This is a genomic window from Pseudomonas sp. FSL R10-2189 (genome assembly GCF_009600325.1).
In the GTDB taxonomy this organism is placed as follows: Bacteria; Pseudomonadota; Gammaproteobacteria; order Pseudomonadales; family Pseudomonadaceae; genus Aquipseudomonas; species Aquipseudomonas helleri.
This window is the reverse complement of record NZ_WIVZ01000002.1, coordinates 166875-193721: the sequence shown is the minus strand read 5'-3', so window position 1 is coordinate 193721 and position 26847 is coordinate 166875. Positions and strand designations below refer to the sequence as shown.

Below are 26847 nucleotides of genomic sequence, written 5' to 3'. Positions count from 1 at the left end.
ACCCTCGCCAAGACAAAGCCGGCTACCGGGATTAGAATGGCCAGCATTCTCTTCTGGTGACAGCGATATGACTGATCAGCGCAAAGGCAGCGATGCCGAACCCACCACTCACTTCGGCTTCAAGAACGTGCCGGAAAGCCAAAAGGCCGACAAAGTCGCCGAGGTTTTCCACTCCGTGGCCGGTAAATATGACCTGATGAACGACGTTCTGTCGGGCGGCATGCACCGTCTGTGGAAGCGTTTCACCATCGAGCTGTCGGGTGTACGCCCTGGCAACAAGGTGCTGGACATCGCTGGCGGTACGGGCGATCTGGCGCGCAAGTTCTCGCAACTGGTGGGCCCGACCGGCCACGTGGTACTGGCCGACATCAACGCCTCGATGCTCAAGGTAGGCCGTGATCGCCTGCTGGACAAAGGCGTTGCCGGCAATATCGAGTTCGTTCAGGCCGACGCCGAAAAGCTGCCGTTCCCGGACAACCACTTCGACTGCGTGACCATTGCCTTTGGCCTGCGTAACGTGACCCACAAAGAAGACGCGCTGCGCTCCATGCTGCGTGTGCTCAAGCCGGGCGGCCGCCTGTTGGTGCTGGAGTTCTCCAAGCCGACCAACGCGCTGATGTCCAAGGTCTACGACGCTTACTCGTTCGCCTTTATGCCCATGGTCGGCAAACTGGTGCTCAACGATGCCGACAGCTACCGCTACCTGGCTGAGTCGATCCGCATGCACCCGAACCAGGAGACGCTGAAGTCGATGATGGTCGAGGCCGGTTTTGACCGCGTGACCTATCACAACATGACCTCCGGTATCGTCGCACTGCACCGCGGCATCAAACCCTGATGTTGCTGCGCGGCCTTCTCGCCAGCGTCGAAACCGGCGTTAACCGGGTATTGCGCCTGGACAGCACGGCCTTGGCACGCTTGCGCCCGTTGACCGGTAAGGTCATTGCGGTGCGCGGCAGCAGCCCGAAGGTTCAGCTGTTTATCCTGCCCAGCGATGAAGGCCTGCTGCTGGCCGCTGAGTGGGCTGCCGACGCCGACTGCACCTTGCGTGCCCCGACGTCGACCCTGCTGCGCCTGGCCTTGAGCAAAGACAAAAGCGCGGTGTTGCACAGCCCGCAGGTCGACCTCGAAGGCGACAGCGCCGCGCTGATGGCGCTGGCCGCCGTGCTGCAAGACCTTGAGCTGGACTGGGAGTACGAACTCTCACGCTGGCTCGGCCCTGTGCCTACGGCGTTGATCGGCGGCCACCTGCGCAGCCGCGCCAACTGGTACCAGCAAGGTTTCGCCAGCCTCAACCAGAACCTGGCCGAATACCTGAGCGAAGAAGCCCGCACCTTGGTCGGCGAACGTGAAGCGCAAGCGCGCTTTGAGCAAATCGACCGACTTAAACTCGACCTGGACCGTCTGGAGGCACGCTTTGAGCGCCTCAGCCGATCCCTCAAGCCCAGCGATCACGCATGAAGCTGCTTGCCATACGCCGTTTGTTTCGCATCCAGCGCGTCGTCATTCGTTACCGCCTGGATGACCTGCTGTTTGCCCTGCCCTTGCCGTGGTGGCTGTTGTCGCTGCGCTATGCCCTGCCGTGGCGCTGGTTCCCGCGTAAAAAGCTGGAGCTGAGCCGGGGCGCAGCCCTGCGTCTGGCCTTGCAGGACTTAGGACCGATCTTTATCAAGTTCGGGCAAATTCTGTCGACCCGTCGCGACTTGCTCCCACCGGACATCGCCGATGAGTTGATGCTGTTGCAAGACCGCGTTCCGCCGTTCGACCCGGAACTGGCGGTCAAGCTGATCGAAGAACAGCTCGGCGCCAAAATCAGCGAAGTCTTTAGCCGTTTTGACATTGAGCCGCTGGCCTCGGCCTCGGTGGCCCAGGTGCACGCCGCCAAGCTCAAGACCGGCGAAGAAGTGGTGGTCAAAGTCGTCCGCCCGGGCCTCAAGCCGATTATCGGTTCTGACCTGGCCTGGCTGTTTATTCTGGCCAAGACCGCCGAGCGCTTGAGCGCCGACGCGCGCCTGCTGCACCCGGTAGACGTGGTCAGCGATTACGAAAAAACCATCTACGACGAACTCGACCTGCTGCGCGAGGCGGCCAACGCCAGCCAACTCAAGCGCAACTTCGAAGGTTCGCCGCTGCTTTACGTGCCGCAGATTTACTGGGACTGGTGCCGCCCCAAAGTGCTGGTCATGGAGCGCATCTACGGGCTGCAAGTCACCGATCTGGCGGCGTTGGCCGACCAGCGCACCGACATGAAGCTGCTGGCCGAACGCGGGGTCGAGATCTTCTTCACCCAAGTGTTTCGTGACAGTTTTTTCCATGCCGACATGCACCCCGGCAACATTTTCGTCAGCACGGTCAGCCCGTGGAGCCCGCAATACATCGCCATCGACTGCGGTATCGTCGGCAGCCTGACCCCCGAAGACCAGGACTACCTGGCGCGCAACCTGTTTGCCTTCTTCAAGCGGGATTACCGGCGTGTGGCCCAACTGCACATCGACTCGGGCTGGGTGCCGGCGAACACCAAGCTCAACGAGTTTGAGGCAGCGATCCGCACCGTGTGCGAGCCGATTTTCGAGAAGCCGCTCAAAGAGATTTCCTTTGGTCAGGTGCTGATGCGCCTGTTCCAGACTGCTCGGCGCTTCAACATGGAAGTCCAGCCGCAGTTGGTTTTGTTACAAAAAACCCTGCTCAACATCGAAGGCCTGGGCCGCCAGCTCTATCCCGACCTCGACCTGTGGAGCACCGCGCAGCCGTTCCTTGAACGCTGGATGCGCGAGCGCGTCAGCCCCAAAACCCTGCTGCGCAACCTGCACAGTCAGGTCGAGCAGATCCCGCATCTGGCGGGCATGACCCGCGACTTGCTAGAACGTATGTCGCAACCTCACGCCAAAAACCAGCCGCTGGCGGTGCGTGAGCCCCGTGACGGCTGGTTCTTGCGCCTGCTCGGCGCCGGGCATGTGGTTGCGGGTGCCTTGCTGGCAACTGTCGGCCCCTTGGGCAGCATCGGTTACTGGCCGGCGGGTATCCTGCTGGTGGTGGGCCTTTACCTGATCGTGCGCCGATCGTAGGAATTCTGGTCACTCTTGAGAGAGGCTGGCAAACTGTGGGCATCGCGAGTGCGGAGTCAAACATGAAAGACTGGCTGGACGAGATCAAATGGGACAACGATGGCCTGGTGCCGGCAATTGCCCAAGACCATAAAACCGGACGTGTGCTGATGATGGCCTGGATGAACCGCGAGGCCCTGAGCCTGACCGCGGCAGAAAACCGTGCCATCTACTGGTCACGCTCGCGTGGCAAACTGTGGCGCAAAGGTGAAGAATCAGGCCACGTGCAAAAACTGCATGAAATTCGCCTGGACTGCGACGCTGATGTGATCATCCTGATGGTTGAGCAAATCGGCGACATCGCTTGCCATACCGGCCGTCAAAGCTGCTTCTATCGCGTTTATGAAAACGCCGAATGGAAGACCGTTGATCCGGTGCTTAAAGACCCGAACGCCATTTATCACGCAGGCCACTCCCATGACTGACACCCTGAACCGCGTCGCCCAGGTGCTCGAAGCACGCAAAGGCGCCTCGCCAGACAGCTCCTATGTCGCCAGCCTGTACCACAAGGGTTTGAACAAGATCCTGGAGAAAGTCGGCGAAGAGTCGGTCGAAACCATCATTGCCGCCAAAGATGCTGCCATCAGCGGTGACTGCAGCGATGTTATCTACGAAACGGCTGATTTATGGTTCCACAGCATGATCATGCTTGCCCAGCTGGGCCAGCATCCTCAGGCGGTACTGGATGAACTGGAGCGCCGCATCGGCACTTCCGGACACGTGGAAAAAGCCTCCCGGCCTTCCGCCTAAACCCTTTTTTCAAGGAGCACAGCATGGGCATTTTTGACTGGAAACACTGGATCGTCATTCTGGTAGTCGTGGTCCTGGTCTTCGGCACCAAAAAACTGAAAAATCTGGGCACCGACGTGGGCGAGTCGATCAAAGGCTTTCGCAAAGCCATGAACGACGACGAAAAGCCTGCAGAACCCGTGGTTCCTCCTGCGCAGCCAACTGCCGCACCGACACCGCACACCACTTCGACCCTGAATGAGCCGCACACCATCGACGTGCAGGCACAAAAAGTCGAAGAGCCGACCCGCAAAGACGTGTGAGCCAAAACCCATGTTCGGTATCAGCTTCAGTGAACTGCTGCTTGTCGGCCTGGTTGCCCTCGTGGTGCTGGGCCCCGAGCGCCTGCCGGGTGCTGCACGCACCGCCGGCCTGTGGATCGGACGCTTGAAACGCAGTTTCAATGCGATCAAACAGGAAGTTGAACGTGAAATCGGCGCTGACGAGATTCGTCGCCAGTTGCACAACGAACACATCTTGTCGATGGAAGAGGAAGCCAAGAAGATCTTGGCCCCGCTCCAGCCGACGGTGCCGCCCGTGGCGCCCACAGAGCCCGTGGCAGCCCCCGAAGTCGCGCCTGTGGCCCCGCAGCCTCACCCGGAGCCTGTCAGCCCGGCACCGACCAGCCTGAGCGAAACCGAGGCCGGGCCTGCGCCACACGACCCAACCCTGCCACCGCGAGCCCCCTAAGCGCATGAGCGACTCCTCCAAAAACGAGCAGCCCGAACACGACCAGCCAATGCCGCTGGTCTCGCACCTGACCGAGCTGCGTACCCGTTTGTTGCGCTGTATTGCGGCGGTTTTTCTGATCTTCATCGCCTTGTTTGCCTTTACGCAGCAAATCTACACCCTGGTCTCCACGCCGCTGCGTGAATACCTGCCGGTGGGCGCCACGATGATCGCCACCGACGTGGCCTCGCCGTTCCTCACGCCGCTCAAGCTGACCATGATGGTCTCGCTGTTTATTGCCATTCCGGTGATCCTGCACCAGATCTGGGGCTTTATTGCGCCGGGCCTGTACAAGCATGAAAAGCGCATTGCCGTACCGCTGCTGATCTCCAGCATCTTTTTGTTCTATGCCGGTATGGCGTTTGCCTACTTCCTGGTCTTCCCGCTGGTGTTCAAGTTCTTTGCTGCCGCGACCCCTGAAGGCGTGGCCATGATGACCGACATCAGCAGTTACCTTGATTTCGTCATGACCCTGTTTTTTGCCTTTGGCGTGGCCTTTGAAATTCCGGTGGCTGTGGTACTGCTGGTCTGGATCGGCATCGTCGACGTCAAATACCTGCGCAAGATCCGCCCGTACGTGATCATCGGCTGCTTCGTGGTCGGCATGATCCTGACCCCGCCGGACATCTTTTCGCAGACGCTGCTTGCCGTGCCGATGTGGATGCTGTTTGAGATCGGCATTCTGTTTGGCAGCCTGATCAGCAAAAACAAGCGCGGCGACGAAGAAGAGCCGGCTGACAGCGATAGCAACGCCCAACCGCCAGCACCGCAGCCGTGAACCTGCTGCTCCTCGAAGAGGCTGACTTCACTGCTGCCGACCGCGTGATCCTGCGCGACCGGCGCCTGACCCACATGCAGGACGTGCACCGGGCAGCGGTGGGCGACACCCTGCGCGTGGGGCGGATTGGTGGTTTGATGGGCAGTGCCGAGCTGGTGCGCCTTGAGGCCAAAGAGGCCGAGTTGGTGATCCTCAGCCTCGACCAGCCCCCGCCGCAAAAGCTACCGCTGACCCTGCTGCTGGCCCTGCCGCGCCCGAAAATGTTGCGTCGGGTACTTCAGACGGTGGCGTCCATGGGCGTGCCCAAGGTCGTGCTGGTCAACAGTTACCGGGTTGAAAAGAGCTTCTGGCAAACCCCGTTTCTGGAGCCCGAGGCCATACGCGAACAGTTGATCTTGGGCCTTGAACAGTCCCGCGACAGCGTGCTGCCCGAAATCATCATCGAAAAGCGCTTCAAACCGTTTGTCGAAGACCGCCTGCCGGCCATGGCCGACGGCACCTTGGGCCTGGTCGCCCACCCCGGCAACTACCCCGACTGCCCACGCGGCCTGAGCGAAGCCGTCACCCTGGCCATCGGCCCGGAAGGTGGCTGGATCCCTTACGAGATCGACCTGCTGGTCAACGCCGGGTTGCAACCGGTACAACTTGGCGCCCGCATCCTGCGGGTAGAAACCGCCGTCACCGCCCTCCTCGCCCGGCTGTTCTAAGCCCACTAATCTCTGCGGCCGTTTCGCAACCTCGTTCCTCGTCAGCGACTACGAGGCTATCGAGCGGTCTCGCCGCCTGTATGGCAATAGGCCACTTCTTGCGACCTGGATCACATATTCGACAGCCGTCCTACAGTTATCTACCGGTACGCCGATGCGCTGTGAAGTCACGAGCACCGCAAAGCAACGGACAACTTTGCGTCTCTCGATCCAGGTCCTTAAAGGAGCAGCACCATGTACCGTCGATTAGCCCACCTACTCGGCAATATGAGCGTCAATCGTAAACTCAGCCTGGGTTTCGGCCTGGTGCTGGTTCTGACCGTGTTGATCGCCGCCGCCGGCTGGAATGGCCTGGCGTCGGTGATTGAACGGGGCGACAAACTGGCCAGCATCTCCAGGATCATCGGACTGACCAAAGACCTGCGCATTGCGCGGCTCGATTATCAACTCACCCAGCAGGCCGATGCCCAGCACCAGGTGGATGAGCGCCTGCGCGAGCTGGACACCATTCTGGTCGCCTCGCGCAAGCAACTGACCATGCCTGAAGACCTGGCGCTGGTCGATCAGCAGATCAGTGCAGCCGCCGAGTACAAACGGGCCTTCGATGACCTGGCGCAAGGTAAAAATACCGATCAGGCGCTGGAGCGCATGCACCTGCAAGGCAATAACCTGATCGACCTGAGCCAAAAGCTCTCGGCACTGCAAACCGCCAAGCGTGACAGAGACAGCCAGCAGGCCAGAACGCTGCTGGTCAGTTGTGCCGTGCTGGCGTTGGTGATCGGGATCATTGCGGCCTGGATCATCACCCGTCAGATCGTGGTGCCGCTACAACGCACGCTCAAGTCCGTTGATTACATCGCCGCCGGTGACCTGTCCCATGACACCAAAACTGAGCGCCGTGATGAGCTGGGGCAATTGCAGAAGTCCATCCAGAACATGACCGTAGGCCTGCGTGAGCTGATTGGCGGGATTCGCGATGGCGTCACCCAGATTGCCAGCGCCGCGGAAGAGCTGTCTGCCGTCACCGAGCAAACCAGCGCCGGGGTTAACAGCCAGAAAGTCGAGACCGATCAGGTGGCTACTGCCATGAACGAAATGGCCGCGACGGTGCAAGAAGTGGCGCGCAATGCCGAAGAAGCCAGCGAAGCGGCCGGTGCTGCCGACCAGCAGGCCCACGAAGGCGACACGGTGGTTGCACAAGCCATTGCCCAGATCGAGAAGCTCGCCGTAGAGGTTGCGCACTCCACCGAGGCTATGGATCACCTCAAGCGCGAAAGCGACAAGATTGGCAGCGTGCTGGACGTGATCAAGTCGGTGGCCCAGCAAACCAACCTGCTGGCCCTGAACGCGGCCATTGAGGCGGCACGGGCCGGTGAAGCCGGGCGCGGATTTGCGGTGGTGGCCGACGAGGTGCGCAGCCTGGCGCAACGCACGCAGCAATCAACCGAGGAAATCGAAGAACTGATTGCCGGCCTGCAAAGCAGCACACAGCAGGTCTCAAGTCGCCTGGACAGCAGCCGTACCCTCACCGACAACAGCGTCGAACTGACCCGTACTGCGGGCCAGTCGCTGAGCAACATCACCCGTACCGTGTCTGCTATTCAGGGCATGAACCAGCAAATTGCAGCTGCCGCCGAGCAGCAAAGTGCCGTGGCGGAAGAGATCAACCGCAGCGTGCTGAATGTGCGTGATGTGTCGGATCAAACAGCCGCCGCCAGCGAAGAAACCGCCGCGTCAAGCATTGAGCTGGCGCGCCTGGGCACGCATCTGCAGACGTTGGTGGGGCGATTTAAGGTCTGAACCGGTAGGAGCGAGCTTGTCTCGCGATCTTTTGATTGTTTAAAAGATCGCGATTCAAGCTCGATCCTACGGGGTTTGGCGTTACAAGACTTGGCGCAAGAACGCTTGGGCGCGCAGGTCTTTTGGCGAGTTGAAGAAGTCTTCCGGGGCAGAGTCTTCCAGCAGTTTGCCGTGATCAAAAAACAGCACGCGGTTCGCCACTTCACGGGCAAAGCCCATTTCGTGGGTCACGCAGACCATGGTCATGCCTTCCAGGGCCAGGGTCTTCATCACGTCGAGCACTTCGCCGACCATCTCCGGGTCGAGTGCCGAGGTGGGCTCGTCAAACAACATGACCTTGGGTTCCATCGCCAGCGCACGAGCAATGGCCACACGCTGTTGCTGGCCGCCCGACAGGCGTGACGGAAACTCGTTGGCCTTCTGCCCGATCCCGACTTTCTCCAGCAGCGCACGGGCCTTGGCTTCACGCTCGGCCTTGCCGCGCTTGCGCACGACTTTCTGCGCCAGGCAGAGGTTTTCGAGCACGGTCATGTGCGGGAACAGGTTGAAATGCTGGAACACCATGCCAACTTCGCGCCGGTAGGCGTTGACGTCGGTTTTCGGGTCGGCCAGGTCTACGCCATCAATGCTGACAGAGCCCGAGTCGAACTCTTCCAGGCCATTGAGGCAGCGCAGAAAGGTCGATTTACCGGAGCCGGACGGGCCGATCACTACCAGCACTTCGCCCTTGTCGACCTTGGTGGTGACGTTGTCGACCGCGCGTACGATGTGCCCGCGGGTGTCGAAGACTTTTACCAGTTCGCGAACTTCAATCACTTTGCGCGAGCCTCCGCTCAAGCCGGCTGGCGAAGTGCGACAGCGGCAGGTTGATCAACAAGTACAGGCCCGCCACGCAGAACAGGATTTCAAACGGCGAGAACGAGGTGGTGATGACTTCACGGCCACTTTTGAGCAGCTCGGTAATCGCAATCACCGACACCAGCGAGGTGTCTTTGACCAGGCTGATAAATTGCCCGGCCAACGGCGGCAGCACCCGTTTGAACGCTTGCGGCAGGACCACGTAGCGCATCGACTGGCTGGCGTTGAGGCCCAGCGAGCGTGCCGCTTCGTTTTGCCCACGGGCGATAGACTGGACGCCCGCGCGGATGATTTCGGCCACGTACGCGCCAGTGAACAGCGACAGCGCGGCAATGCCGGCAAATTCGCGGGACAGGTTCAGTACGGTGCCAATAAAGAAGTAAAAGATAAAAATCTGCACCAGCAACGGCGTACCGCGTACCAGCTCGACGTACAACGTCGACAGGTCACGCAGGGTCGGGTTGTTTGACAGCCGGCACAGGCCCGTGGCCAGCCCGATCAGCAACCCAAGCACGCCAGACACCAGCGACAGCCAGACAGTGGTCCACAGGCCCAGCAATAGCGGCCCGGCAGCCCAATGTCGGTTCACACCGATCACATCGCCTTCAGCGACATCGTCGCCCTCAGCCAATTGCAGGCTGTTGTCAGCAACGGTCAGACGCTGTTCAGCGCCATCGTCGCCGCGCAGTACAACTTCGGCTTTGCCGCCGTTGTGTATCACTTCAATCACGGTGGAGGTTTCAGCGGCCCGCTGAGCTTCTTCGGCCTGATAGGCGAAGTACTGCGGGACTCGGTTCCAGCGCCACTCGTAGGACATCAGCGAGGTGGCGTAATACAGCGCCCCCGCCAGACCGATGAGGATTAGCACGGTCAAAACGTGCCATGGCCACTGGGCTTTCTTTTGTTTGATCACTTTCAGGTTCCACGTTTTGTGTCGCTAGGGAGGCCGCCATCGCGAGCAAGCCCGCTCCTACAGGTGGTGTGCAGGCGCGAGCAAGTTCACGAATGGTTTAACAGCCTTATTCCATGTCTTTGAGCCAAGCGGTGTCTTTGAACCACTTGTCATGGATGCGATCGTAGGTGCCGTCTTCGTGGATCTGGTGCAGGAAGTTATTGATGTAGTTGATGCTGTCGTAGTCGCCTTTCTTCAGACCAAACGCCAACGGCTCGTAGGTGAACGGCTTGTCGAGGAACTCCAGCTTGCCGTTGCCGAACTTGTTGACCGCTACAACGTTGTAAGGCGCGTCGTAGATAAACGCGTCTGCCTTGCCGTTAACCACGTCCAGCACCGCTTCTGGCTCGTTGTCGTAGCCGTGGTACTGGGCTTTGGACATCAGCTTGCGCGCGACGATTTCACCCGTGGTGCCGATTTTGGAGGTCAGGCGGTACTGTGGATCGTTGAGGTCTTTGTAGGACTTGACCTTGTCTGCCAGCTCTTTGCGGATCAGCAGGGTTTGGCCCACAACAATGAAGGGTTCGCTGAAGTTAAGACGCAGGTTGCGTTCTTGGGTCAGGGTCATGCCGCTGCCGATCATGTCGAACTTGTTGGTCATGAGGGCCGGGATGATACCGTCGTAGGCCGTTGATACCAGTTCCAGCTTGACGCCCATGGACTTGGCCATGGCTTTGAGCAGGTCAACTTCAAAACCAATGATCTGACCGCGCTTGTTGGTCATTTCAAACGGCATGTACGTTGGGTCCATACCGACTTTCAGCGTGCCGCGCTTGACCGCGTCGTCAATGGCGCCTGCATGGGCTGCGCTGACTGCCAGTAATGCAGTGGCGCCGCACAGCAGTTTCGTCAGAAACTTCTTCATCATCAACCTCCCCTCAACCGACTCAATAAAGGTGTTGGCCTGCGGCGGGTTTGCTTGATAAAGCCAACAAAGCCGGGCACTCACCCATTCGGGGACGGATGCTAACTCACAGAAGGTTTTGAGACGAGTTTTGCGCGTTAAAAGCACGACAGGCGGGGCGTAAAAACCAACCCCGTAGTCGCTGCCGAAGGCTGCGATGAGATGTGTGGGTGTTCAGGGGAACGGGTTGCTCCGCAACCCTTCGCAGCCAAAGGCTGGGACTACAAAAGCACAAACCCCACTTTCGTGGGGTTTGTGCTTTGGATCACGCCGCTGGCTGCAACGCCAGCAACGGTGCGTGGTTATCGGCGGCCACCGAATCACGCCAGGCTTTGAGCCAGTCCTCGTGGCCGTCGGTCCACACCAACGCGTGCAGACGGGCCAACGCCACCGGGTCGCTCAACAAAGCCATACGCTCGTTGTTGTTCAAACCGTTCGGGCCGACCTTGATCGCATGACGCACGCGCTCGGCGCGCAGCCATTCGATCGGCTCGGCTTCACGGTGACGCGAGGTCGCCAAGGCGCACGCCAGGGCATTTTGCTGCGGGTCCACCACGGCCCGTACAAAGCCATCGTGAAGCGCGTGGTAGCGGTTCTCGTGGGTGTACTCCTCGGTCGCCGACAACTCACGCGGCGGCGCGTATTCCTCAGGAATCAGGAACAGCTTTTCGTCACGCGACTTGAGGCCCGGCTTAACCCGGCTGGAAAGCACCGACACCGGAATCGACAGCATCAGCGAGCCGACAATCGGCACCAGCCACCACAGGAAGCTCGGGTTCAGCCACAACACCACGCAGGCCCACGCAGCACCCAATAGGGTTTGCGGGCCATGACGGCGTACCGCTTCGCTCCACGGCGTGGAATCGTCGTCACGTTGTGGCGAGTTCCAGGTCGCGGCCCAGCCCAGGAAGGCAGCCAGAACGAAACGGGTGTGGAAGATCATGCGCACCGGCGCCAGCAGCATCGAAAAAAGCATTTCGAGCAGCATCGACACGGTGACCTTGAACTTGCCGCCGAACTCTTTGGCGCCCTTGGCCCAGATCAGGATGATGCTCAGCAGTTTAGGCAGGAACAGCAACACGATGGTGGTCGAGAACAGCGCGACCGCCTTTTCCGGGTGCCATTGTGGCCACAACGGATACAGCTGGCGAGGCTCCATGAAGTACTGCGGTTCCATCAGCGTGTTGACCGCCAGCAAGGCCGTCGACAGCAGCAGGAAGAAGAACCACAACGGGGCCGACAAGTAGGACATCACGCCGGTCAGGAACACCGCACGGTGCACCGGGTGCATGCCTTTGACCAGGAACAGACGGAAGTTCATCAAGTTACCGTGGCACCAGCGGCGGTCACGCTTGAGTTCATCCAGCAAGTTCGGCGGCAGTTCTTCGTAGCTGCCCGGCAAGTCGTAAGCGATCCACACGCCCCAACCGGCACGGCGCATCAGCGCGGCTTCAACGAAATCGTGGGACAAAATCGCCCCCGCAAACGCGCCCTTGCCCGGCAACGGCGCCAGGGCGCAGTGCTCGATAAACGGCTTCATGCGGATGATCGCGTTGTGGCCCCAGTAATGGGATTCACCCAACTGCCAGAAGTGCAAACCGGCGGTGAACAGCGGGCCGTATACGCGCGTTGCAAACTGCTGCATGCGTGCATACAGGGTGTCCATGCCCGACGCCCGTGGCGCGGTCTGGATAATGCCTGCGTCTGGCGTGGCTTCCATCAGGCGCACCAGGCTGGTCAGGCATTCGCCGCTCATGACGCTGTCGGCGTCGAGCACCACCATGTACTTGTAATCACCGCCCCAACGACGGCAGAAGTCGTCGAGGTTGCCGCTCTTACGCTTCACACGACGGCGACGACGGCGATAGAAAATCCGCCCGAAGCCTTCTGTCTCGCGGCACACATCCAGCCAGGCCTGTTGTTCTGCGACACAAATATCGGGGTCGTTACTGTCGCTCAGGACAAAGAAGTCAAAGCGGTCCAGGTCGCCTGTGGCAGCCACCGATTCAAACGTTGCCCGCAAGCCCGCAAACACACGGGTGACGTCTTCGTTACAGATCGGCATCACCAACGCTGTACGCGCTTGCTCAGGGATCGGCTCATCGCCAGCGCTGGCGCCAGAAATGCGGTACTTGTCATGCCCGGTCAGCAGTTCAAGGAAGCCCATCAGGGCGGTCCAGAAGCCCGCAGACACCCAGCAAAACAAAATTCCGAAGAGGATCAGGATGCTGGTCTGCAAGGCGTACGGCAGCACTTGTTGTGCGGTTTGCAGCAACGGCTGGTGGAGTACTTCTTCGAGGTCAACAAATGACCAGCCCTGGTACGGCATGATGCCTTTCATGTACCAGCCCGCGACGATGGTCTGACCCAGCATCAGCACCAGCAGGATGTAACGGCGGATCGAACCCACCGTACGCCAGCGGGCCTTGGGCAGCACATTTTCGTCTTTTTTCGGCAACGCAGGGTTGCTGCGCCCGGTCAGGCGGCGCCAGCCCCGCACCAGAATATTGGTGCGCCATGGCTCGGGGACCACCTTGGTACGGCGAATAGGCGGGGTGGCCTTGAGCATCACCCGGCCACTGGCATCGAGGGCGAGCATTTCTGCGTCCTCAAGTGCTTGGGCCGTGCTCAGGTTCAGACGCGAAGCCACCGAAGCCTGGGCGGCCTCGGCGGTGTCGATGTCCGGGCGCGCAGACAGCCGTTCATGCAACTCGGCGAACGAGGTGCAGCTCGCCAGTTCGGCGCGCTGCTCATCGTTCAGTGGCAGATGGGCCAGGTACTCGCCAAGCGAGACTGGCTGAGAGTGAGCATTACTCATCGGCTGGCAACTGATAGCTCCAGGTCTCGGTCAGTACTTTTTCAGTCTTCACCGGCTCTGGGGTGGCAGGGGCAGCTTCGGCGGCAGGCGCCGGGGTGCCCTTGGCATCCTTGGCGTCCTTGGCTTTTGCTTCTTTTGGCTCTTTCTTCTCGTGCACCTTGGCCGCCACTTTCTCAGCCTTGGCCACGGTTGCCGGAGTTTGCTCAACATCCTGGACCAGTGCCGCACGCAGTTCCGTGGACTTGCTCGGGTCTTTGACTTTCAAGCGCAAGGTCAAGCGCCAGCCTTTGGTTTCCGGGTTGTAACGCAGGTTGTTTTCAACCAGATCGGCGTTGTCACCCACACTCACCTGGCTGCGCACAGGCGCATCAGCAGGCAGTTTGGCCAGCGCCAGGCCTTCGAAGTCCACCAGGTAAGCCACGCTGCCGTCAGGCTGACGGATCAGGTTGGATTGCTTGACGTCACCGGTCGAACGCATGGTTTGTTTAACCCAGGCGCTGTCAGCCGGGTGCAGTGCTGCTTCGTCCAGGGTCCAGTGCAGGCGGTAAGCGTAATCAAATGGCTTGCCTGGCTCTGGCAGAGTACCCGGGCTCCAGAACGCAACGATGTTGTCGTTGGTTTCGTCAGCCGTCGGGATTTCTACCAGGTCAACCGAACCCTTGCCCCAGTCACCTTGTGGCTCGATCCAGGCGCTTGGACGCTTGTCGTAGCGGTCGTCGAGGTCTTCAAACTGGCTGAAGTCACGGCCACGTTGCAGCAAGCCGAAGCCGCGCGGGTTCTCAACGGCGAAGTTGCTCACCGACAGGTGTTTCGGGTTGTTCAGCGGACGCCAGATCCACTCACCGTTGCCGGCATGGATCGCCAGGCCCGACGAGTCGTGCAGCTCGTGGCGGTAGTTGAGGACTTTGGAGGGCTGGTTCGCACCAAACAGGTACATGCTGGTCAGCGGAGCGATGCCCAGCTTGCCCACTTTGTCACGCAGATACATTTGCGCCTTCACGTCCACCACCGTGTCTACGCCAGGGCGCAGGATGAAGCGGTAAGCACCGGTCGCCCGTGGCGAATCCAGCAAGGCGAAGATCACCAGGTGTTTGTCGTTAGGTTTTGGGCGTTCAACCCAGAACTCGGTGAAGCGCGGGAACTCTTCGCCCGATGGCAGCGCGGTATCAATCGCCATGCCACGAGCCGACAAGCCGTAAGTCTGGCCTTTGCCGATCACGCGGAAGTAGCTCGCGCCCAGCATGGTCATGATTTCGTCTTGTTTGTCAGCCTTGTTGATCGGGTACAAGACGCGGAAACCGGCCCAGCCGAGGTTCTCGGTGGCTTTAGGATCGAATTTGACGTCGCCGAAATCAAAACGGCTCGGGTCGTACTTGATCTCTTCAACCTTGTCGGCGGTCACTTCGTTGATTTTCACCGGCGTGTCGAAATGCATGCCCTGGTGATAGAAGGACAGCTTGAACGGGGTCTTGTCACCCGCCCACTGGGACTTCTCGCGCTTGAACTGAATCTTTTGATAGTCCGCGAATTTCATGTCACGGAATTCGTTTGGCAGATTGCTGCGCGGCGCTTGGTATTTCTGTTCGGCCAGGGCTTTAGCCTGAACCGCTACGTCATCCAGACTGAAGGCCCACAGTTGACCCGCACCGAGCAAGCAAAAGAGCGCAGAGCCCGTCACCAGTGCGTTGCGTAACCGCTTGGCAGACCTTTTTGGTGCATTTAATGGACTAACAATCACGAGCAACCTCGCCGAAAACAGATGATGAAACCAACGGCCAGCGATCTAAATGCCGGGTTGGCGAGCACTGTTCCGACCGTCGTATGGAAGAATGATTCCCCTGACGTGTCGGATTAGTCTCTATGGTAGTCGGGGATTATCTAGTAGCCCGCGTTACAACGCATCTATTGTCGCCAAGTATTTCTAACTAAAACTTAATGTTTTCTGACGAAATCACAGATTTTCAAGGTTTTAGATCTGTAACAGAAATGTCACAGGGCCGTCATTGACCAAATGCACCTGCATATCGGCGCCAAAACGGCCTGATTCGACCATCGGATGCAGGCGTTTGGCTTCGGCCAGGACGTGCTCAAACATCGCCTCGGCCATTGCGGGTGGCGCCGCTGTGGAGAAGCTGGGGCGCAAGCCGCTTTTGGTGTCGGCGGCCAGGGTAAATTGCGACACCAGCAGCAAGCCGCCGCCGATATCCTTCAGCGACAGGTTCATTTTGCCCTCGGCATCGCTGAACACCCGGTAATTGAGCAGCTTGTGCAGCATTTTGGCCGCATGGGCCTCGGTGTCGTCGGGTTCGACGGCCAACAGCACCAGCAAACCCTGATCGATCGAACCGACAATTTCCCCGCCCACCTCTACCCGCGCACCTTTTACGCGTTGCAGCAGGCCCTTCATGCTTCGTCCGGCTGCAAGTTGAGCAGGCTGCGAGCCATTTGCTCGGCAGCCCGTACCAAGGCATCGGTGATTCCGGGCTCAGAGGCTGCGTGGCCGGCTTCGCGGATCACTTGCAGTTCGCTGCCCGGCCAGTTCTGGTGAAGCTCCCAGGCGTTGTCCAGCGGGCAAATCACGTCGTAGCGGCCATGCACGATCACGCCCGGCAAATGGGCGATTTTGTGCATGTCGCGGATCAGTTGATCCGGCTCAAGGAACGCGCTGTTGGTGAAGTAATGGCATTCGATGCGGGCAATCGACAGCGCCCGGTGCGGGTCGCAGAAGCGCTCAACCACTTGCGGGTTGGGGCGCAGCGTCGCGGTGCGGCCCTCCCAGGTCGACCAGGCCTTGGCTGCATGCATTTGCGCGATCTGGTCATTGCCCGTCAGGCGCTTGTGGAAGGCACCGAGCAAGTCGTCGCGCTCCTCCGGCGGGATCGGCGCGATGTAGTCCTGCCAGTAATCCGGGAACAGACGGCTGGCACCGGCCTGGTAGAACCATTCAATTTCTTGCGGGCGGGCCAAAAAGATACCGCGCAGAATCAGGCCATGGACCCGATCCGGATGGCTTTGCGCGTAAGCCAGCGACAGGGTCGAGCCCCAGGAGCCGCCAAACAGTACCCACTTGTCGATGCCCAGAAACAGACGAATCCGCTCCATGTCCGCGACCAGATCCCACGTGGTGTTGTTGTCCAGGCTGGCATGCGGAGTCGAACGCCCGCAGCCGCGCTGATCGAAGGTAATGATGCGGTACACGCCCGGATCGAAATAACAGCGGCTGTTGGCGTCACATCCCGACCCCGGCCCGCCGTGCACAAAGACCACCGGCAGGCCGTCGGGCGTACCGCTTTCGTCGACATACAAGACATGCGGCCCATCAACAGCAAGATCGTGCCGGGCGTAGGGTTTGATCTGCGGGAACAAGGTCTGCATTACACACTCCGCGGGAGGGTTGAGGTCATCCCTGGTGGGGACTTCAAGAAATAGTGCCGTTTGGCATCATAAACCCGATTGGCGTAATGAGCATGGGGTTATAAAAATCCTGTTGAAGACCGGACAGAATCCTGTGGGAGCGGGCTTGCTCGCAAAAGGATCAACGCGACCTGCCTGCCGGACCGCGTTGCCTGGATCGCGAGCAAGCCCGCTCCCACCTCACAGGTTTCAGACCATCAATCCTTCACGTAGCGCTCCTGACCCCACTCGATCATCCGTGTCAGCAATTGCTTGAGCACCACCTGCGTCGGCGCCGCCAGGTCTTCGCGGTAGGTGAAGGGTTCGAACTCTTCCATGTAGGTGCTTTGGGCCAATTCCAGTTGCACGGCATGGATGTTGTCCGCCGGGCTGCCGTAATGCCGGGTGATGTGGCCACCCTTGAAGCGCCCGTTGAGCACATGACGATAAGCAGGGTGTTCGGCGCAGATAGCCTCAAGATCACCCGCAAGTTGCGGCGCACAGCTGGCGCCACTGAACGTGCCCAGGTTGAAATCCGGCAAACGCCCCTCAAACAAGTGCGGGATATGCGAGCGAATGGAGTGCGCATCAAACAGCAACGCGTAGCCAAACTGCTCTTTGAGGCGCTTGAGCTCTTGCTGCAAGGTCTGGTGATACGGCCGCCAGATGCGTTCCAGGTAAGTCGCGCGCTCTTGCCTGGATGGCGCTTGCCCTTCTTGGAACAGCGGCACGCCGTCAAACAGCGTGGCCGGGAACAGCCCGGTGGTCGCGCCCACGTACATGGGCGCGTCGTCTTCGGGGCGGTTGAGGTCGATCACAAACCGCGAATACTCGGCCGCCAAGGTGCTGGCCCCCAGTTCTGCGGCAAATTCGTACAGCGCGGGGATGTGCCAGTCCGTGTCCGGCAGGCTTTGCGCTGCGGGGATCAAGCCCGCCTGCACCGCCGGGGTCAGTTTTATGCCCGCGTGGGGCATGCTGATCAGCAACGGCACGCGGCCTTGTTTGAATGTCAGAACCTTATCCACAGCCTGTTCTCCTAAAGCTCAACGCCGTTGCGCACGACGCGTTTGTCCAGATCCCCGCCCAACCAGTACGCAAGGTCTGCCGGGCGATCAATGTTCCAGGCGACGAAGTCGGCCACTTTGCCGGGTTCCAGCGAGCCGTGGCTGTCGCCCAGGCCCAAGGCCGTGGCGGCGTGCTGAGTCACGCCTGCCAGCGCCTCTTCGGGGGTCATGCGGAACAGGGTGCAGGCCATGTTCAGCATCAAGCGTAACGACAGGCCCGGCGACGTGCCGGGGTTGAGGTCGCTGGCGATGGCGATTTTTACCCCGTGTTTGCGCAGGGCCTCCATGGGTGGCAACTGGGTTTCGCGCAAAAAGTAGAACGCCCCCGGCAACAGCACGGCGACGGTCCCGGATTGAGCCATGGCAACAGCGTCTTCTTCGGTCATGAATTCCAGATGGTCCGCCGACAACGCCTGATACCGCGCCGCCAGGCTTGAGCCATGCAGCGACGACAGTTGCTCGGCATGCAGCTTGACCGGCAAGCCCAGTTGCTGCGCCACCTTGAACACCCGCTCGACTTGCTCCGGCGAGAACGCCAGGTACTCGCAGAACGCATCCACCGCGTCTACCAGCCCTTCGGCGGCCAGTGCGGGGAGCATGTGCGCGCAAATGTGCTCGATGTAATCGTCTGCCCGGTCTTTGTACTCGGGCGGCAAAGCGTGCGCCGCCAAACAGGTGCTACGCACCGTCACCGGCAATTCTTCGCCCAAACGGCGAATCACCCGCAAAATTTTGCGCTCGCTCTCCAGGCTCAGGCCATAACCGGACTTGATCTCGACCGTGGTCACACCGTCACGCAGCACATTCAGCAACCGCTGACGCGCGCTGGCGAACAACTCGTCTTCGCTGGCGGCACGGGTGGCGCGCACGGTGCTGGCGATGCCGCCCCCGGCAGCGGCGATTTCGGCATAGCTCACGCCTTGCAGACGCTGCTCAAACTCGCCACTGCGGTTGCCACCAAACACCGTGTGGGTGTGGCAGTCGATGAGCCCCGGCGTGACCCACGCGCCGTCCAGGCCGATGGTGTGGCCGTATTCACCAGCGGGGACCTGCTGACGCGGGCCGATCCACTCAATGAAGCCCTCGCGGGTCACGATGGCGGCGTCTTCGATGATTGAATACGCGCCATTGGCCATGGTCGCGGCATTGCAGTGTTGCCAAAGCGTTTTCATTGCATCACTCCCTTGATGACTCACGCCAGGTAAGCGGCCAGTGGCTGCAACGCGCGCGGGTCTTTGAGGATCGCCGCGCTCTTGGCAATGTCAGGGGCCAGCCAGCGGTCTTGATCGTAAGGCGCTACGTGTTCGCGCAGTAAGCGCCAGGCCACTTGGGTACCGGCACCGAAGTGCTTGGGCTGATGGAACTCAAACGCCTGCGCGGCCAGCAAGTACTCGATGGCAAGCACCTGCGTGGCGTTCTCCAGCACTTGCAACAGCTTGAGCGCGGCATTGGTGCCCAGGCTCAAGTGGTCTTCCTGCAGGGCCGAGGTCACGTAGTTGTCGAGCACGGCGGGTTGCGCCAACTGGCGGTTTTGCGCGCACAGCGAGGCGGCGACGTACTGGGTGATCATCATTCCCGAGTTGACGCCCGGCTGGCTGACCAAAAATGCCGGCAGGTCGCTGACATGCGGGTTGATCAGACGGTCGAGCCGGCGCTCGGCAATTGAACCGATTTCGGCCATGGCGATGGCCAGCCCGTCGGCGGCCAGTGCAACGGACTGCCCGTGCGGGTTGGCCTGGCTGACCACCCGGTAGGCGTCGGGCGTGCCCAGCACCATCGGGTTGTCATTGACCGAGTTGAGCTCGGTCTCGATCTGCACCACCGAGTGATTGAACTGGTCCCGTGCAGCGCCATGCACCTGCGGGATGGAGCGCAAGCTCAGGGCGTCCTGGGTACGCACGCCTTTGCTGCTGGCGATGACTTCGCTGTCGGCCAGCAAGCGGCGCACGTGGCGGCCAACCTGCTGCATGCCCGCGTGGGGCTTGAGCGCGAGGATCTCAGGGTCGAAGGCGTCGATCTGGCCACGCAGCGCTTCAAAACTCATGGCGCCGGTCACATCGGCCCATTGCAACACCTGCGCGGCGTCGGCCAGCGCCAGGCAGCTCAGGCCGGTCATGCACGGCGTGCCATTGACCAGGCACAGGCCGTCTTTGGCACCCAATTGCACCGGGCTCAAGCCTTCGGCGGCCAACGCTTGCTGCGCGGGGACGATCTGCCCACGGTAGCTGACATCGCCCACGCCCAGCAGGCCGACGCCGATGTGCGCCATGTGGGTCAAATAGCCCACCGAACCCTGGGACGGTACTTGCGGGGTGATCTGGTGGTTGAGCAGCGCCAGTAGTGCTTCGACCACCTGGCGGTGCAGGCCGGATTTGCCCTGGCTGTATTGAATGACCGCCGCGCAAATGATCGCGCGGGTCTGTTCATTGCTCAGTGCCGGGCCGACGCCGCAGGCATGGCTGAGCAAGGTGTTGCGTGACAGGGCGCTGAGTTGCTCGTGCTGCAACGAAACGTTGCTCAAACCGCCCAGGCCGGTGTTGATGCCGTAGGCACGTTCGCCGCTCTGGACAATGCGCTGCACGATGGCCTGCGCGTTGTCGATGCGCGCCCAGGCCTGCGCCGACAGCTCCAGCCGCGCGCCATGCCGGGCAACCGCGACCACGTCTTGCCAGCGCAGGCGGGCGTTGTCGATGATCACGGCGTCGATCACTGTTGCTTCATTCTGTACGTTACTCATCGCTCACCTTTCTAACGCTAAACGGCCACGGCACGGCGTTGAACAAAACGGTCCACATAATCATCGGCCGGGGAATGAAGAATGTCCTTGGGCGTGCCCACTTGAATCAGCCGCCCGTCCTTGAGAATCGCAATCCGGTTGCCGATACGCACCGCTTCATCGAGGTCATGGGTGATGAACACGATGGTTTTGTGCAGGGTCTTTTGCAGCTCCAGCAACTGGTCCTGCATTTCGGCGCGGATCAACGGGTCGAGGGCACTGAACGCCTCGTCCATCAAGATAATGTCGGTGTCGGCGGCCAAGGCCCGGGCCAGCCCCACACGCTGGCGCATGCCGCCCGACAGTTGGTGCGGGTATTTGCTTTCGTAGCCCTTGAGGCCCACGGTGTTGATCCAGTGCAAGGCGCGCTCGGCGCACAGGGCTTTGCTTTCGCCGCGCACTTTGAGGCCGTAGGCCACGTTGTCGAGCACGCTCTTGTGCGGCAACAAACCGAAGCTCTGGAACACCATGCTGATTTTGTGGCGACGAAATTGGCGCAGGGCTTCCATGTCGTATTGCAGGATGTCCTGGCCGTCCACCAGGATTGCGCCGCTGGTGGGGTCGATCAGGCGGTTGAAGTGACGCACCAAGGTCGATTTGCCCGAGCCCGACAGCCCCATGATGACGAAGATCTCACCGGTGCCGATGCTCAGCGACAGGTCATTGACCCCCACCACGCAGCCGGTCTGGGCCAGTACCTGGTCTTTGGTTTTGTGCTGCTGAATCAAGGCCAGCGCTTCTTTGGAGCGGTTGCCAAAAATCTTAAACACGTTTTTGACTTCAATTTTGGAAGGCGTGGTCATGTTCATTTGCTCATCTCATGCCGTGGGCGGCCATACGCCTGGGTAATGCGGTCGATCACCACCGCCAGAATCACGATTGCCAGCCCGGCCTCCAGCCCTTTGCCGACGTTGAGCGTTTGAATGCCCACCAGCACGTCCTCGCCCAAGCCACGGGCGCCAATCATCGAAGCGATCACCACCATCGACAGCGCCATCATCGTGGTCTGGTTGATACCAGCCATGATGCTCGGCATCGCCAGCGGCAGTTGCACGCCGAACAGTTGCTGCCAGCGGTTGGCGCCAAAGGCGTTGATGGCTTCCATGACTTCACCGTCGACCTGGCGAATGCCCAGGTCAGTCAGGCGAATCAGCGGCGGCGCAGCGTAGATCACGGTAGCGAAAATCGCCGGCACTTTGCCCAAACCAAACAGCATCAGCACCGGGATCAAATACACGAAGCTGGGCATGGTTTGCATGATGTCGAGCACCGGCATCAGCACTGCGCGCAAGCGATTGCTGCGCGCCGCCAGAATGCCCAGCGGGATGCCGATGAGCACCGAAATCATGGTAGCCACCAGCATCAATGCCAAGGTTTGCATCAGCTTGTCCCACAAGCCCACGGCACCCACCAAAAACAGCAAGCCGACAATCACCGCCGTGGTCGTTGCCTTGCGTGTTGCGTGCCAGGTAATGCCCGCAACGATGGCCAGCACCAGCCACCACGGCGCCATGCGCAGCACGGTTTCGAGGTTGACGATGGCCCACAGCAAGGTATCGGAAATATGCCGGAACACATCGCCATAGTTGGTCACCAGCGCGTCAACCCAGCCGTTGACCCAGTCCGCTACAGAGAATGTAAAACGTTCAGGAAACATAAAGACTCTCGATCAAATGAAAGGGACGTTATCCACAGCTACAGCGTCCGCTTTCATAGCGCCGCTTCGATTTTTTTGGCAGCGTCTTCATCGACCCAGGCATGCCAGACTTCCGGGTGTTCCTTGAGGAACAGCTTGGCCAGTGTTGCCGAATCGATGCGTTCTTTGCTCATGCGGGCCAGGTTCTGGTTAAGCAGATCAATCGGCAGATTGACCTTCTCCAGCACCGCGACCAGTTCCGGTGCTTGCTCGCTGAAGGTTTTGGAGACGCCCACTTTGATGTCTACGTGCTTGTCGACACCGGGTTTCTCGTCCAGCTTGACCAGGTCAACGCTGCCCAGCAGCGGGGTTGGCGACCAGTAGTAAAACAGGATCGGCTCGCCACGGCGGTAGCTCGACAGCACGGCCGCATCGAGGGCCGGGCCGGTGCCGGGACGGAAGTTGGTGTAGCTGTTGTCCAGGCCGTACTCCTTGAGCATGGCGCTGTTGTCCAGCTCACAGGTCCAGCCCGCCGGGCAGTTGTAGAAGCGGCCCTTGCTCGGTTCTTCCTGGTCTTTGAACACCGAGGCGTACTGGGCCAAATCGGCGATCGACTTGAGGTTCGGTGCACTGGCTTTGATCTTGCGGCTCTCATCGCCTTCGATCACGTAGCGCGGCACGTACCAACCTTCGACTGCGCCCACCACCGGAGCGCCGACGCCCACCACCTTGCCAGCCTTCTCGGCCTTGACCCAGACGTTGCTGCGGCCCACCCACTCTTCGGCAAACACTTGAATGTCGTTGCTGCTCAGGGCGTTTTCCATGGCGATGGAGTTGCCCGGCAAGCTGTCGGTTTTACAGCCGTAGCCTTTTTCCAGCACGAACTGCATCAGGTCGGTGAAGAGCATGCCGCTCTCCCAGTTGAGCCCGGCAAATTTCACCGGTTTGCCGGATTCACACCAGGTGGCCGCCTGGGCGGTGCCTGCAGCAACCAACACGCTGAGGGAAAGTAATGGAGTCAGCAGAGTCTTGTAGATTTTCATTGTGTGACACTCCTAATCATTAATGGCCAATGGGGTCATCGACGCCTACAAACTGGGCAGGGTCTGGCGCACGATCAGTTCATTGAGGCACCGCGACGCCAGTAACTGCTGGGCGGCGTCGATGTCGGGCGCGAAGAAGCGGTCTTTTTCATAAAACGCCACTTTGCTGCGCAGGGTGGTGCGGGCGATTTCGAGTTTGGGGGAGGTTTTGAGGCCAGTGCGCAGGTCCAGGCCCTGGCACGCGGCCAGCCATTCCACGGCGAGCACGCCGCGAACGTTTTCGGCCATGTCCCACAAGCGCTTGCCCGCCGCCGGGGCCATCGACACGTGGTCTTCCTGGTTGGCCGAGGTGGGAATGCTGTCGACGCTGTGCGGGTGCGCCAGCGCCTTGTTCTCGCTGGCCAACGCGGCCGCGGTCACTTGGGCAATCATGAAGCCTGAGTTGACGCCGCCGTTGGCCACCAGAAACGGCGGCAACTGCGACATGTGTTTGTCCATCATCAACGAGATGCGCCGCTCGCTCAGGGCACCGATTTCAGCAATGGCCAAGGCCATGTTGTCGGCGGCCATGGCGACCGGCTCGGCGTGGAAGTTGCCGCCAGAGATCACATCGCCCTGTTCGGCAAACACCAGCGGGTTATCCGACACGGCGTTGGCCTCAATGCCCAGCACCTCGGCCGCCTGACGCAATTGCGTCAGGCAGGCGCCCATCACTTGTGGCTGGCAACGCAGGGAATACGGGTCTTGAACCTTGTCGCAATTTTTGTGTGATTCGGACACTTCGCTGCTCGTACCCAGCAGGTCGCGGTACAGCGCGGCAGCATCGATTTGCCCACGCTGGCCGCGCGCGGCATGGATGCGCGCATCAAAGGGTGAGCGCGAGCCCAGCACCGCTTCAACCGTGAGGCTGCCGCAGGCAATGGCGGCGGCAAACAGGTCTTCGGCTTCAAACAGCCCGCGCAGGGCAAAGGCAGTCGACACCTGCGTGCCATTGAGCAAGGCCAGGCCTTCTTTGGCCGCCAGGGTCAGCGGCGTGAGGCCCGCCTGTTTCAGCGCGGCGCCAGCCTCCAGCCATTCACCGTTGTAACGCGCCTTGCCCTCCCCCAACAGCACCAGCGACATGTGCGCCAACGGCGCCAAATCGCCCGAAGCGCCAACCGAGCCCTTGAGCGGAATATGCGGGTAGACCTGGGCATTGATCAGCGCGATCAGGGCATCGATCACCACCCGGCGGATCCCCGAAAAGCCACGGCTCAGGCTGTTGACCTTGAGCACCATGATCAGGCGTACCAGGTCATCGCTGAGCGGCTCACCGACACCCGCAGCATGGGACAGCACCAGAGAACGCTGGAGGTTTTCCAGGTCTTCGCTGGCAATTTTTGTCGACGCCAGCAAACCAAAACCGGTGTTGATGCCGTAAATGGTGCGGTGCTCGGCAAGGATCTGCTCCACACACGCCACGCTGGCATCAATCTGCGCGCTAGCGCTGTCGTCCAGGCTGAGGCTCACCGGCTGCTGATAAATGTCACGCAGTTGGGCAAGGCTCAATTGGCCGGGGATCAGGTTTAAACGGTTCACATTGATGCTCCTTGGAAAAGGGTCCGGGCCGTTAATCACTGCGTTGAGTGTATGCACTCCGTGGGAGCGGGCTTGCTCGCGAATGCATCACAACCTGCATCGCGAGCAAGCCCGCTCCCACAAGGGATATGCACCCTCTGGGCTTAGCCGTTGACCATCGGCAGGTTCAGGCCCTGTTCGTTGGCGCAGTCGATGGCGATCTGGTAACCCGCATCCGCATGGCGCATCACACCGGTCGCCGGGTCGTTGTGCAGCACACGGGCGATGCGCTCGGCCGCTTCGTCGGTGCCGTCACACACAATCACCATGCCCGAGTGCTGCGAGAAGCCCATGCCAACGCCGCCACCGTGGTGCAGCGATACCCAGGTCGCGCCGCTCGCGGTGTTGAGCAAGGCATTGAGCAGCGGCCAGTCAGAGACGGCGTCCGAACCGTCTTGCATCGATTCGGTTTCACGGTTCGGGCTGGACACCGAACCTGAGTCCAGGTGGTCGCGGCCAATCACGATCGGCGCTTTCAGCTCACCGCTGCGCACCATTTCGTTGAACGCCAGGCCCAACTTGGCGCGCTGGCCCAGGCCAACCCAGCAAATGCGCGCAGGCAAACCCTGGAAGCTGATGCGCTCGCGGGCCATGTCCAGCCAGTTGTGCAGGTGGTCGTCGTCAGGGATCAGTTCTTTGACCTTGGCGTCGGTTTTGTAGATGTCTTCTGCATCGCCCGACAGCGCAGCCCAACGGAACGGGCCAATGCCACGGCAGAACAGTGGGCGGATGTACGCCGGAACAAAGCCCGGGAAGTCGAACGCCTTTTCAACGCCCACTTCTTTGGCCATCTGGCGGATGTTGTTGCCGTAGTCGAAGGTCGGAATGCCGGCTTTCTGGAACGCCAGCATGGCTTCTACGTGTTCACCCATTGAAGCTTTGGCGGCTTTGACGACGCCCGCCGGATCGGTCACGGCGCGGTCGCGGTACTGCTCCCAGGTCCAGCCTTTTGGCAGGTAGCCATTGAGTGGGTCGTGGGCGCTGGTCTGGTCGGTGACCATGTCCGGGCGGATGCCACGGCGCACCATTTCTGGCAGCAGTTCAGCGGCGTTACCGCACAGCGCGATAGAAATCGCCTTGCCTTCGGCGGTGTATTTGGCGATGCGGGCCAGGGCGTCATCCAGATCGGCGGCTTGCTCGTCGACGTAGCGCGTGGCCAGGCGGAAGTCGATACGGCTCTGCTGGCATTCGATGTTCAGTGAGCACGCGCCCGCCAGGGTCGCAGCCAGCGGTTGTGCGCCGCCCATGCCGCCCAAACCTGCGGTGAGCACCCATTTGCCGACCAGGCTGCCGTTGTAATGCTGACGACCAGCCTCAACGAAGGTTTCGTAGGTGCCTTGGACGATGCCCTGGCTGCCGATGTAGATCCAGCTACCGGCAGTCATCTGGCCGTACATGGCCAGGCCTTTGGCGTCGAGTTCGTTGAAGTGTTCCCACGTGGCCCAATGCGGCACCAGGTTGGAGTTGGCGATCAGTACCCGTGGTGCGTTGCTGTGGGTTTTGAACACGCCGACTGGCTTGCCCGATTGCACCAGCAGGGTTTCGTCGTCATTGAGGTTGGTCAGACTTTCGACGATTTTGTCGTAGCACTCCCAGTTACGCGCCGCACGACCAATACCGCCATACACCACCAGCTCGGTCGGGTTTTCAGCCACCTGTGGATCAAGGTTGTTCATCAGCATCCGCAGTGGCGCTTCAGTCATCCAGCTTTTAGCCGTGAGCTGAGTGCCACGGGCGGCGCGGATCTCACCTTCGCGGTGACGGGTGAACGCAACAGGCGATTTAGGGGTAGTTGAAGTCACGGGTAACTCCTCAGTGCTAGGCAGGTGAACACTTATGTACTTGTACATACAAGCATATGCAAGTAAGCGGCCAACGT

The 26847-nt window shown here is 60.5% G+C and carries 25 protein-coding genes; 10 read left to right on the top strand and 15 right to left on the bottom strand.

Features of this window, described 5'->3' with window-relative positions; all coding sequences use genetic code 11:
* Window positions 1–67: 67 nt before the first annotated feature.
* From ubiE to GHO32_RS02865, 10 genes are all read left to right on the top strand, one after another.
* Window positions 68–838 carry a bifunctional demethylmenaquinone methyltransferase/2-methoxy-6-polyprenyl-1,4-benzoquinol methylase UbiE gene (gene ubiE / locus GHO32_RS02910; RefSeq protein WP_048366729.1) on the top strand — a complete coding sequence of 257 codons (771 nt, stop codon included), beginning with the start codon at window positions 68–70 and terminating at the stop codon, window positions 836–838.
* Window positions 838–1461 carry an SCP2 domain-containing protein gene (locus GHO32_RS02905; protein WP_153336170.1) on the top strand — a complete coding sequence of 208 codons (624 nt, stop codon included), beginning with the start codon at window positions 838–840 and terminating at the stop codon, window positions 1459–1461. The genes ubiE and GHO32_RS02905 overlap by 1 nt, the downstream gene beginning before the upstream one ends.
* Window positions 1458–3065, top strand: coding sequence for a ubiquinone biosynthesis regulatory protein kinase UbiB (gene ubiB / locus GHO32_RS02900; protein ID WP_048366731.1), 1608 nt, complete (start codon window positions 1458–1460; stop codon window positions 3063–3065). The genes GHO32_RS02905 and ubiB overlap by 4 nt, the downstream gene beginning before the upstream one ends.
* Window positions 3066–3127: 62 nt before the next feature.
* Window positions 3128–3529, top strand: a complete 402-nt coding sequence (hisI, locus tag GHO32_RS02895; protein ID WP_153336169.1) for a phosphoribosyl-AMP cyclohydrolase — start codon at window positions 3128–3130, stop codon at window positions 3527–3529.
* Window positions 3522–3854, top strand: coding sequence for a phosphoribosyl-ATP diphosphatase (locus GHO32_RS02890; RefSeq protein WP_153336168.1), 333 nt, complete (start codon window positions 3522–3524; stop codon window positions 3852–3854). The genes hisI and GHO32_RS02890 overlap by 8 nt, the downstream gene beginning before the upstream one ends.
* Before the next feature lie 23 nt (window positions 3855–3877).
* Window positions 3878–4156 (top strand): twin-arginine translocase TatA/TatE family subunit, encoded by a 279-nt coding sequence (locus GHO32_RS02885; protein ID WP_048366734.1) that lies wholly within the window; start codon window positions 3878–3880, stop codon window positions 4154–4156.
* A 10-nt stretch (window positions 4157–4166) separates the two neighbouring features.
* Window positions 4167–4583: a Sec-independent protein translocase protein TatB gene (gene tatB, locus GHO32_RS02880; RefSeq protein WP_153338213.1), complete on the top strand. Its 417-nt coding sequence runs from the start codon at window positions 4167–4169 to the stop codon at window positions 4581–4583.
* Between the two features lie 4 nt (window positions 4584–4587).
* Window positions 4588–5400: a twin-arginine translocase subunit TatC gene (gene tatC / locus GHO32_RS02875; protein ID WP_048366736.1), complete on the top strand. Its 813-nt coding sequence runs from the start codon at window positions 4588–4590 to the stop codon at window positions 5398–5400.
* A complete protein-coding gene (locus GHO32_RS02870) occupies window positions 5397–6107 on the top strand; it encodes a 16S rRNA (uracil(1498)-N(3))-methyltransferase (RefSeq protein ID WP_368668428.1) in 711 nt (236 codons plus the stop codon). Before tatC ends, GHO32_RS02870 begins: the two co-directional genes overlap by 4 nt.
* A gap of 234 nt (window positions 6108–6341) precedes the next feature.
* On the top strand, window positions 6342–7907 hold the full coding sequence (locus GHO32_RS02865; protein WP_153334355.1) for a methyl-accepting chemotaxis protein: 1566 nt from the start codon (window positions 6342–6344) through the stop codon (window positions 7905–7907).
* Between the two features lie 81 nt (window positions 7908–7988).
* On the opposite strand, the gene GHO32_RS02860 is transcribed toward GHO32_RS02865, so the two are convergent.
* The 15 genes from GHO32_RS02860 to hutU all read right to left on the bottom strand — a co-directional run bounded on the left by GHO32_RS02860 (window position 7989) and on the right by hutU (window position 26770).
* Window positions 7989–8723, bottom strand: a complete 735-nt coding sequence (locus tag GHO32_RS02860; RefSeq protein WP_048366739.1) for an amino acid ABC transporter ATP-binding protein — start codon at window positions 8721–8723, stop codon at window positions 7989–7991.
* Window positions 8716–9675, bottom strand: a complete 960-nt coding sequence (locus GHO32_RS02855) for an amino acid ABC transporter permease (protein WP_371924553.1) — start codon at window positions 9673–9675, stop codon at window positions 8716–8718. The genes GHO32_RS02860 and GHO32_RS02855 overlap by 8 nt, the downstream gene beginning before the upstream one ends.
* A 109-nt stretch (window positions 9676–9784) precedes the next feature.
* Window positions 9785–10582, bottom strand: a complete 798-nt coding sequence (locus tag GHO32_RS02850) for a transporter substrate-binding domain-containing protein (protein WP_048366741.1) — start codon at window positions 10580–10582, stop codon at window positions 9785–9787.
* 304 nt (window positions 10583–10886) lie between these two features.
* On the bottom strand, window positions 10887–13439 hold the full coding sequence (gene mdoH / locus GHO32_RS02845; protein ID WP_153334353.1) for a glucans biosynthesis glucosyltransferase MdoH: 2553 nt from the start codon (window positions 13437–13439) through the stop codon (window positions 10887–10889).
* Window positions 13432–15120: a glucan biosynthesis protein G gene (locus GHO32_RS02840; protein WP_178113835.1), complete on the bottom strand. Its 1689-nt coding sequence runs from the start codon at window positions 15118–15120 to the stop codon at window positions 13432–13434. Before GHO32_RS02840 ends, mdoH begins: the two co-directional genes overlap by 8 nt.
* A gap of 288 nt (window positions 15121–15408) precedes the next feature.
* Window positions 15409–15846 carry a D-aminoacyl-tRNA deacylase gene (dtd, locus tag GHO32_RS02835; protein ID WP_153334349.1) on the bottom strand — a complete coding sequence of 146 codons (438 nt, stop codon included), beginning with the start codon at window positions 15844–15846 and terminating at the stop codon, window positions 15409–15411.
* Window positions 15843–16814: a prolyl aminopeptidase gene (pip, locus tag GHO32_RS02830; RefSeq protein ID WP_048386416.1), complete on the bottom strand. Its 972-nt coding sequence runs from the start codon at window positions 16812–16814 to the stop codon at window positions 15843–15845. Before pip ends, dtd begins: the two co-directional genes overlap by 4 nt.
* 236 nt (window positions 16815–17050) lie before the next feature.
* Window positions 17051–17857, bottom strand: a complete 807-nt coding sequence (gene hutG / locus GHO32_RS02825; protein ID WP_368668426.1) for an N-formylglutamate deformylase — start codon at window positions 17855–17857, stop codon at window positions 17051–17053.
* 11 nt (window positions 17858–17868) lie between these two features.
* On the bottom strand, window positions 17869–19068 hold the full coding sequence (gene hutI, locus GHO32_RS02820) for an imidazolonepropionase (protein ID WP_153334347.1): 1200 nt from the start codon (window positions 19066–19068) through the stop codon (window positions 17869–17871).
* A 20-nt stretch (window positions 19069–19088) separates the two neighbouring features.
* Window positions 19089–20633 (bottom strand): histidine ammonia-lyase, encoded by a 1545-nt coding sequence (gene hutH / locus GHO32_RS02815; RefSeq protein WP_153334345.1) that lies wholly within the window; start codon window positions 20631–20633, stop codon window positions 19089–19091.
* 17 nt (window positions 20634–20650) lie between these two features.
* Window positions 20651–21481 (bottom strand): glycine betaine/L-proline ABC transporter ATP-binding protein, encoded by an 831-nt coding sequence (locus GHO32_RS02810; RefSeq protein ID WP_371924522.1) that lies wholly within the window; start codon window positions 21479–21481, stop codon window positions 20651–20653.
* A complete protein-coding gene (locus GHO32_RS02805; protein ID WP_153334340.1) occupies window positions 21478–22329 on the bottom strand; it encodes a proline/glycine betaine ABC transporter permease in 852 nt (283 codons plus the stop codon). The genes GHO32_RS02810 and GHO32_RS02805 overlap by 4 nt, the downstream gene beginning before the upstream one ends.
* Before the next feature lie 53 nt (window positions 22330–22382).
* Window positions 22383–23351, bottom strand: a complete 969-nt coding sequence (locus GHO32_RS02800) for an ABC transporter substrate-binding protein (protein WP_153334338.1) — start codon at window positions 23349–23351, stop codon at window positions 22383–22385.
* 45 nt (window positions 23352–23396) lie between these two features.
* Window positions 23397–24929 (bottom strand): histidine ammonia-lyase, encoded by a 1533-nt coding sequence (gene hutH / locus GHO32_RS02795; RefSeq protein WP_368668425.1) that lies wholly within the window; start codon window positions 24927–24929, stop codon window positions 23397–23399.
* Window positions 24930–25072: 143 nt separating this feature from the next.
* A complete protein-coding gene (gene hutU / locus GHO32_RS02790) occupies window positions 25073–26770 on the bottom strand; it encodes a urocanate hydratase (RefSeq protein WP_368668424.1) in 1698 nt (565 codons plus the stop codon).
* Window positions 26771–26847 lie beyond the last annotated feature (77 nt).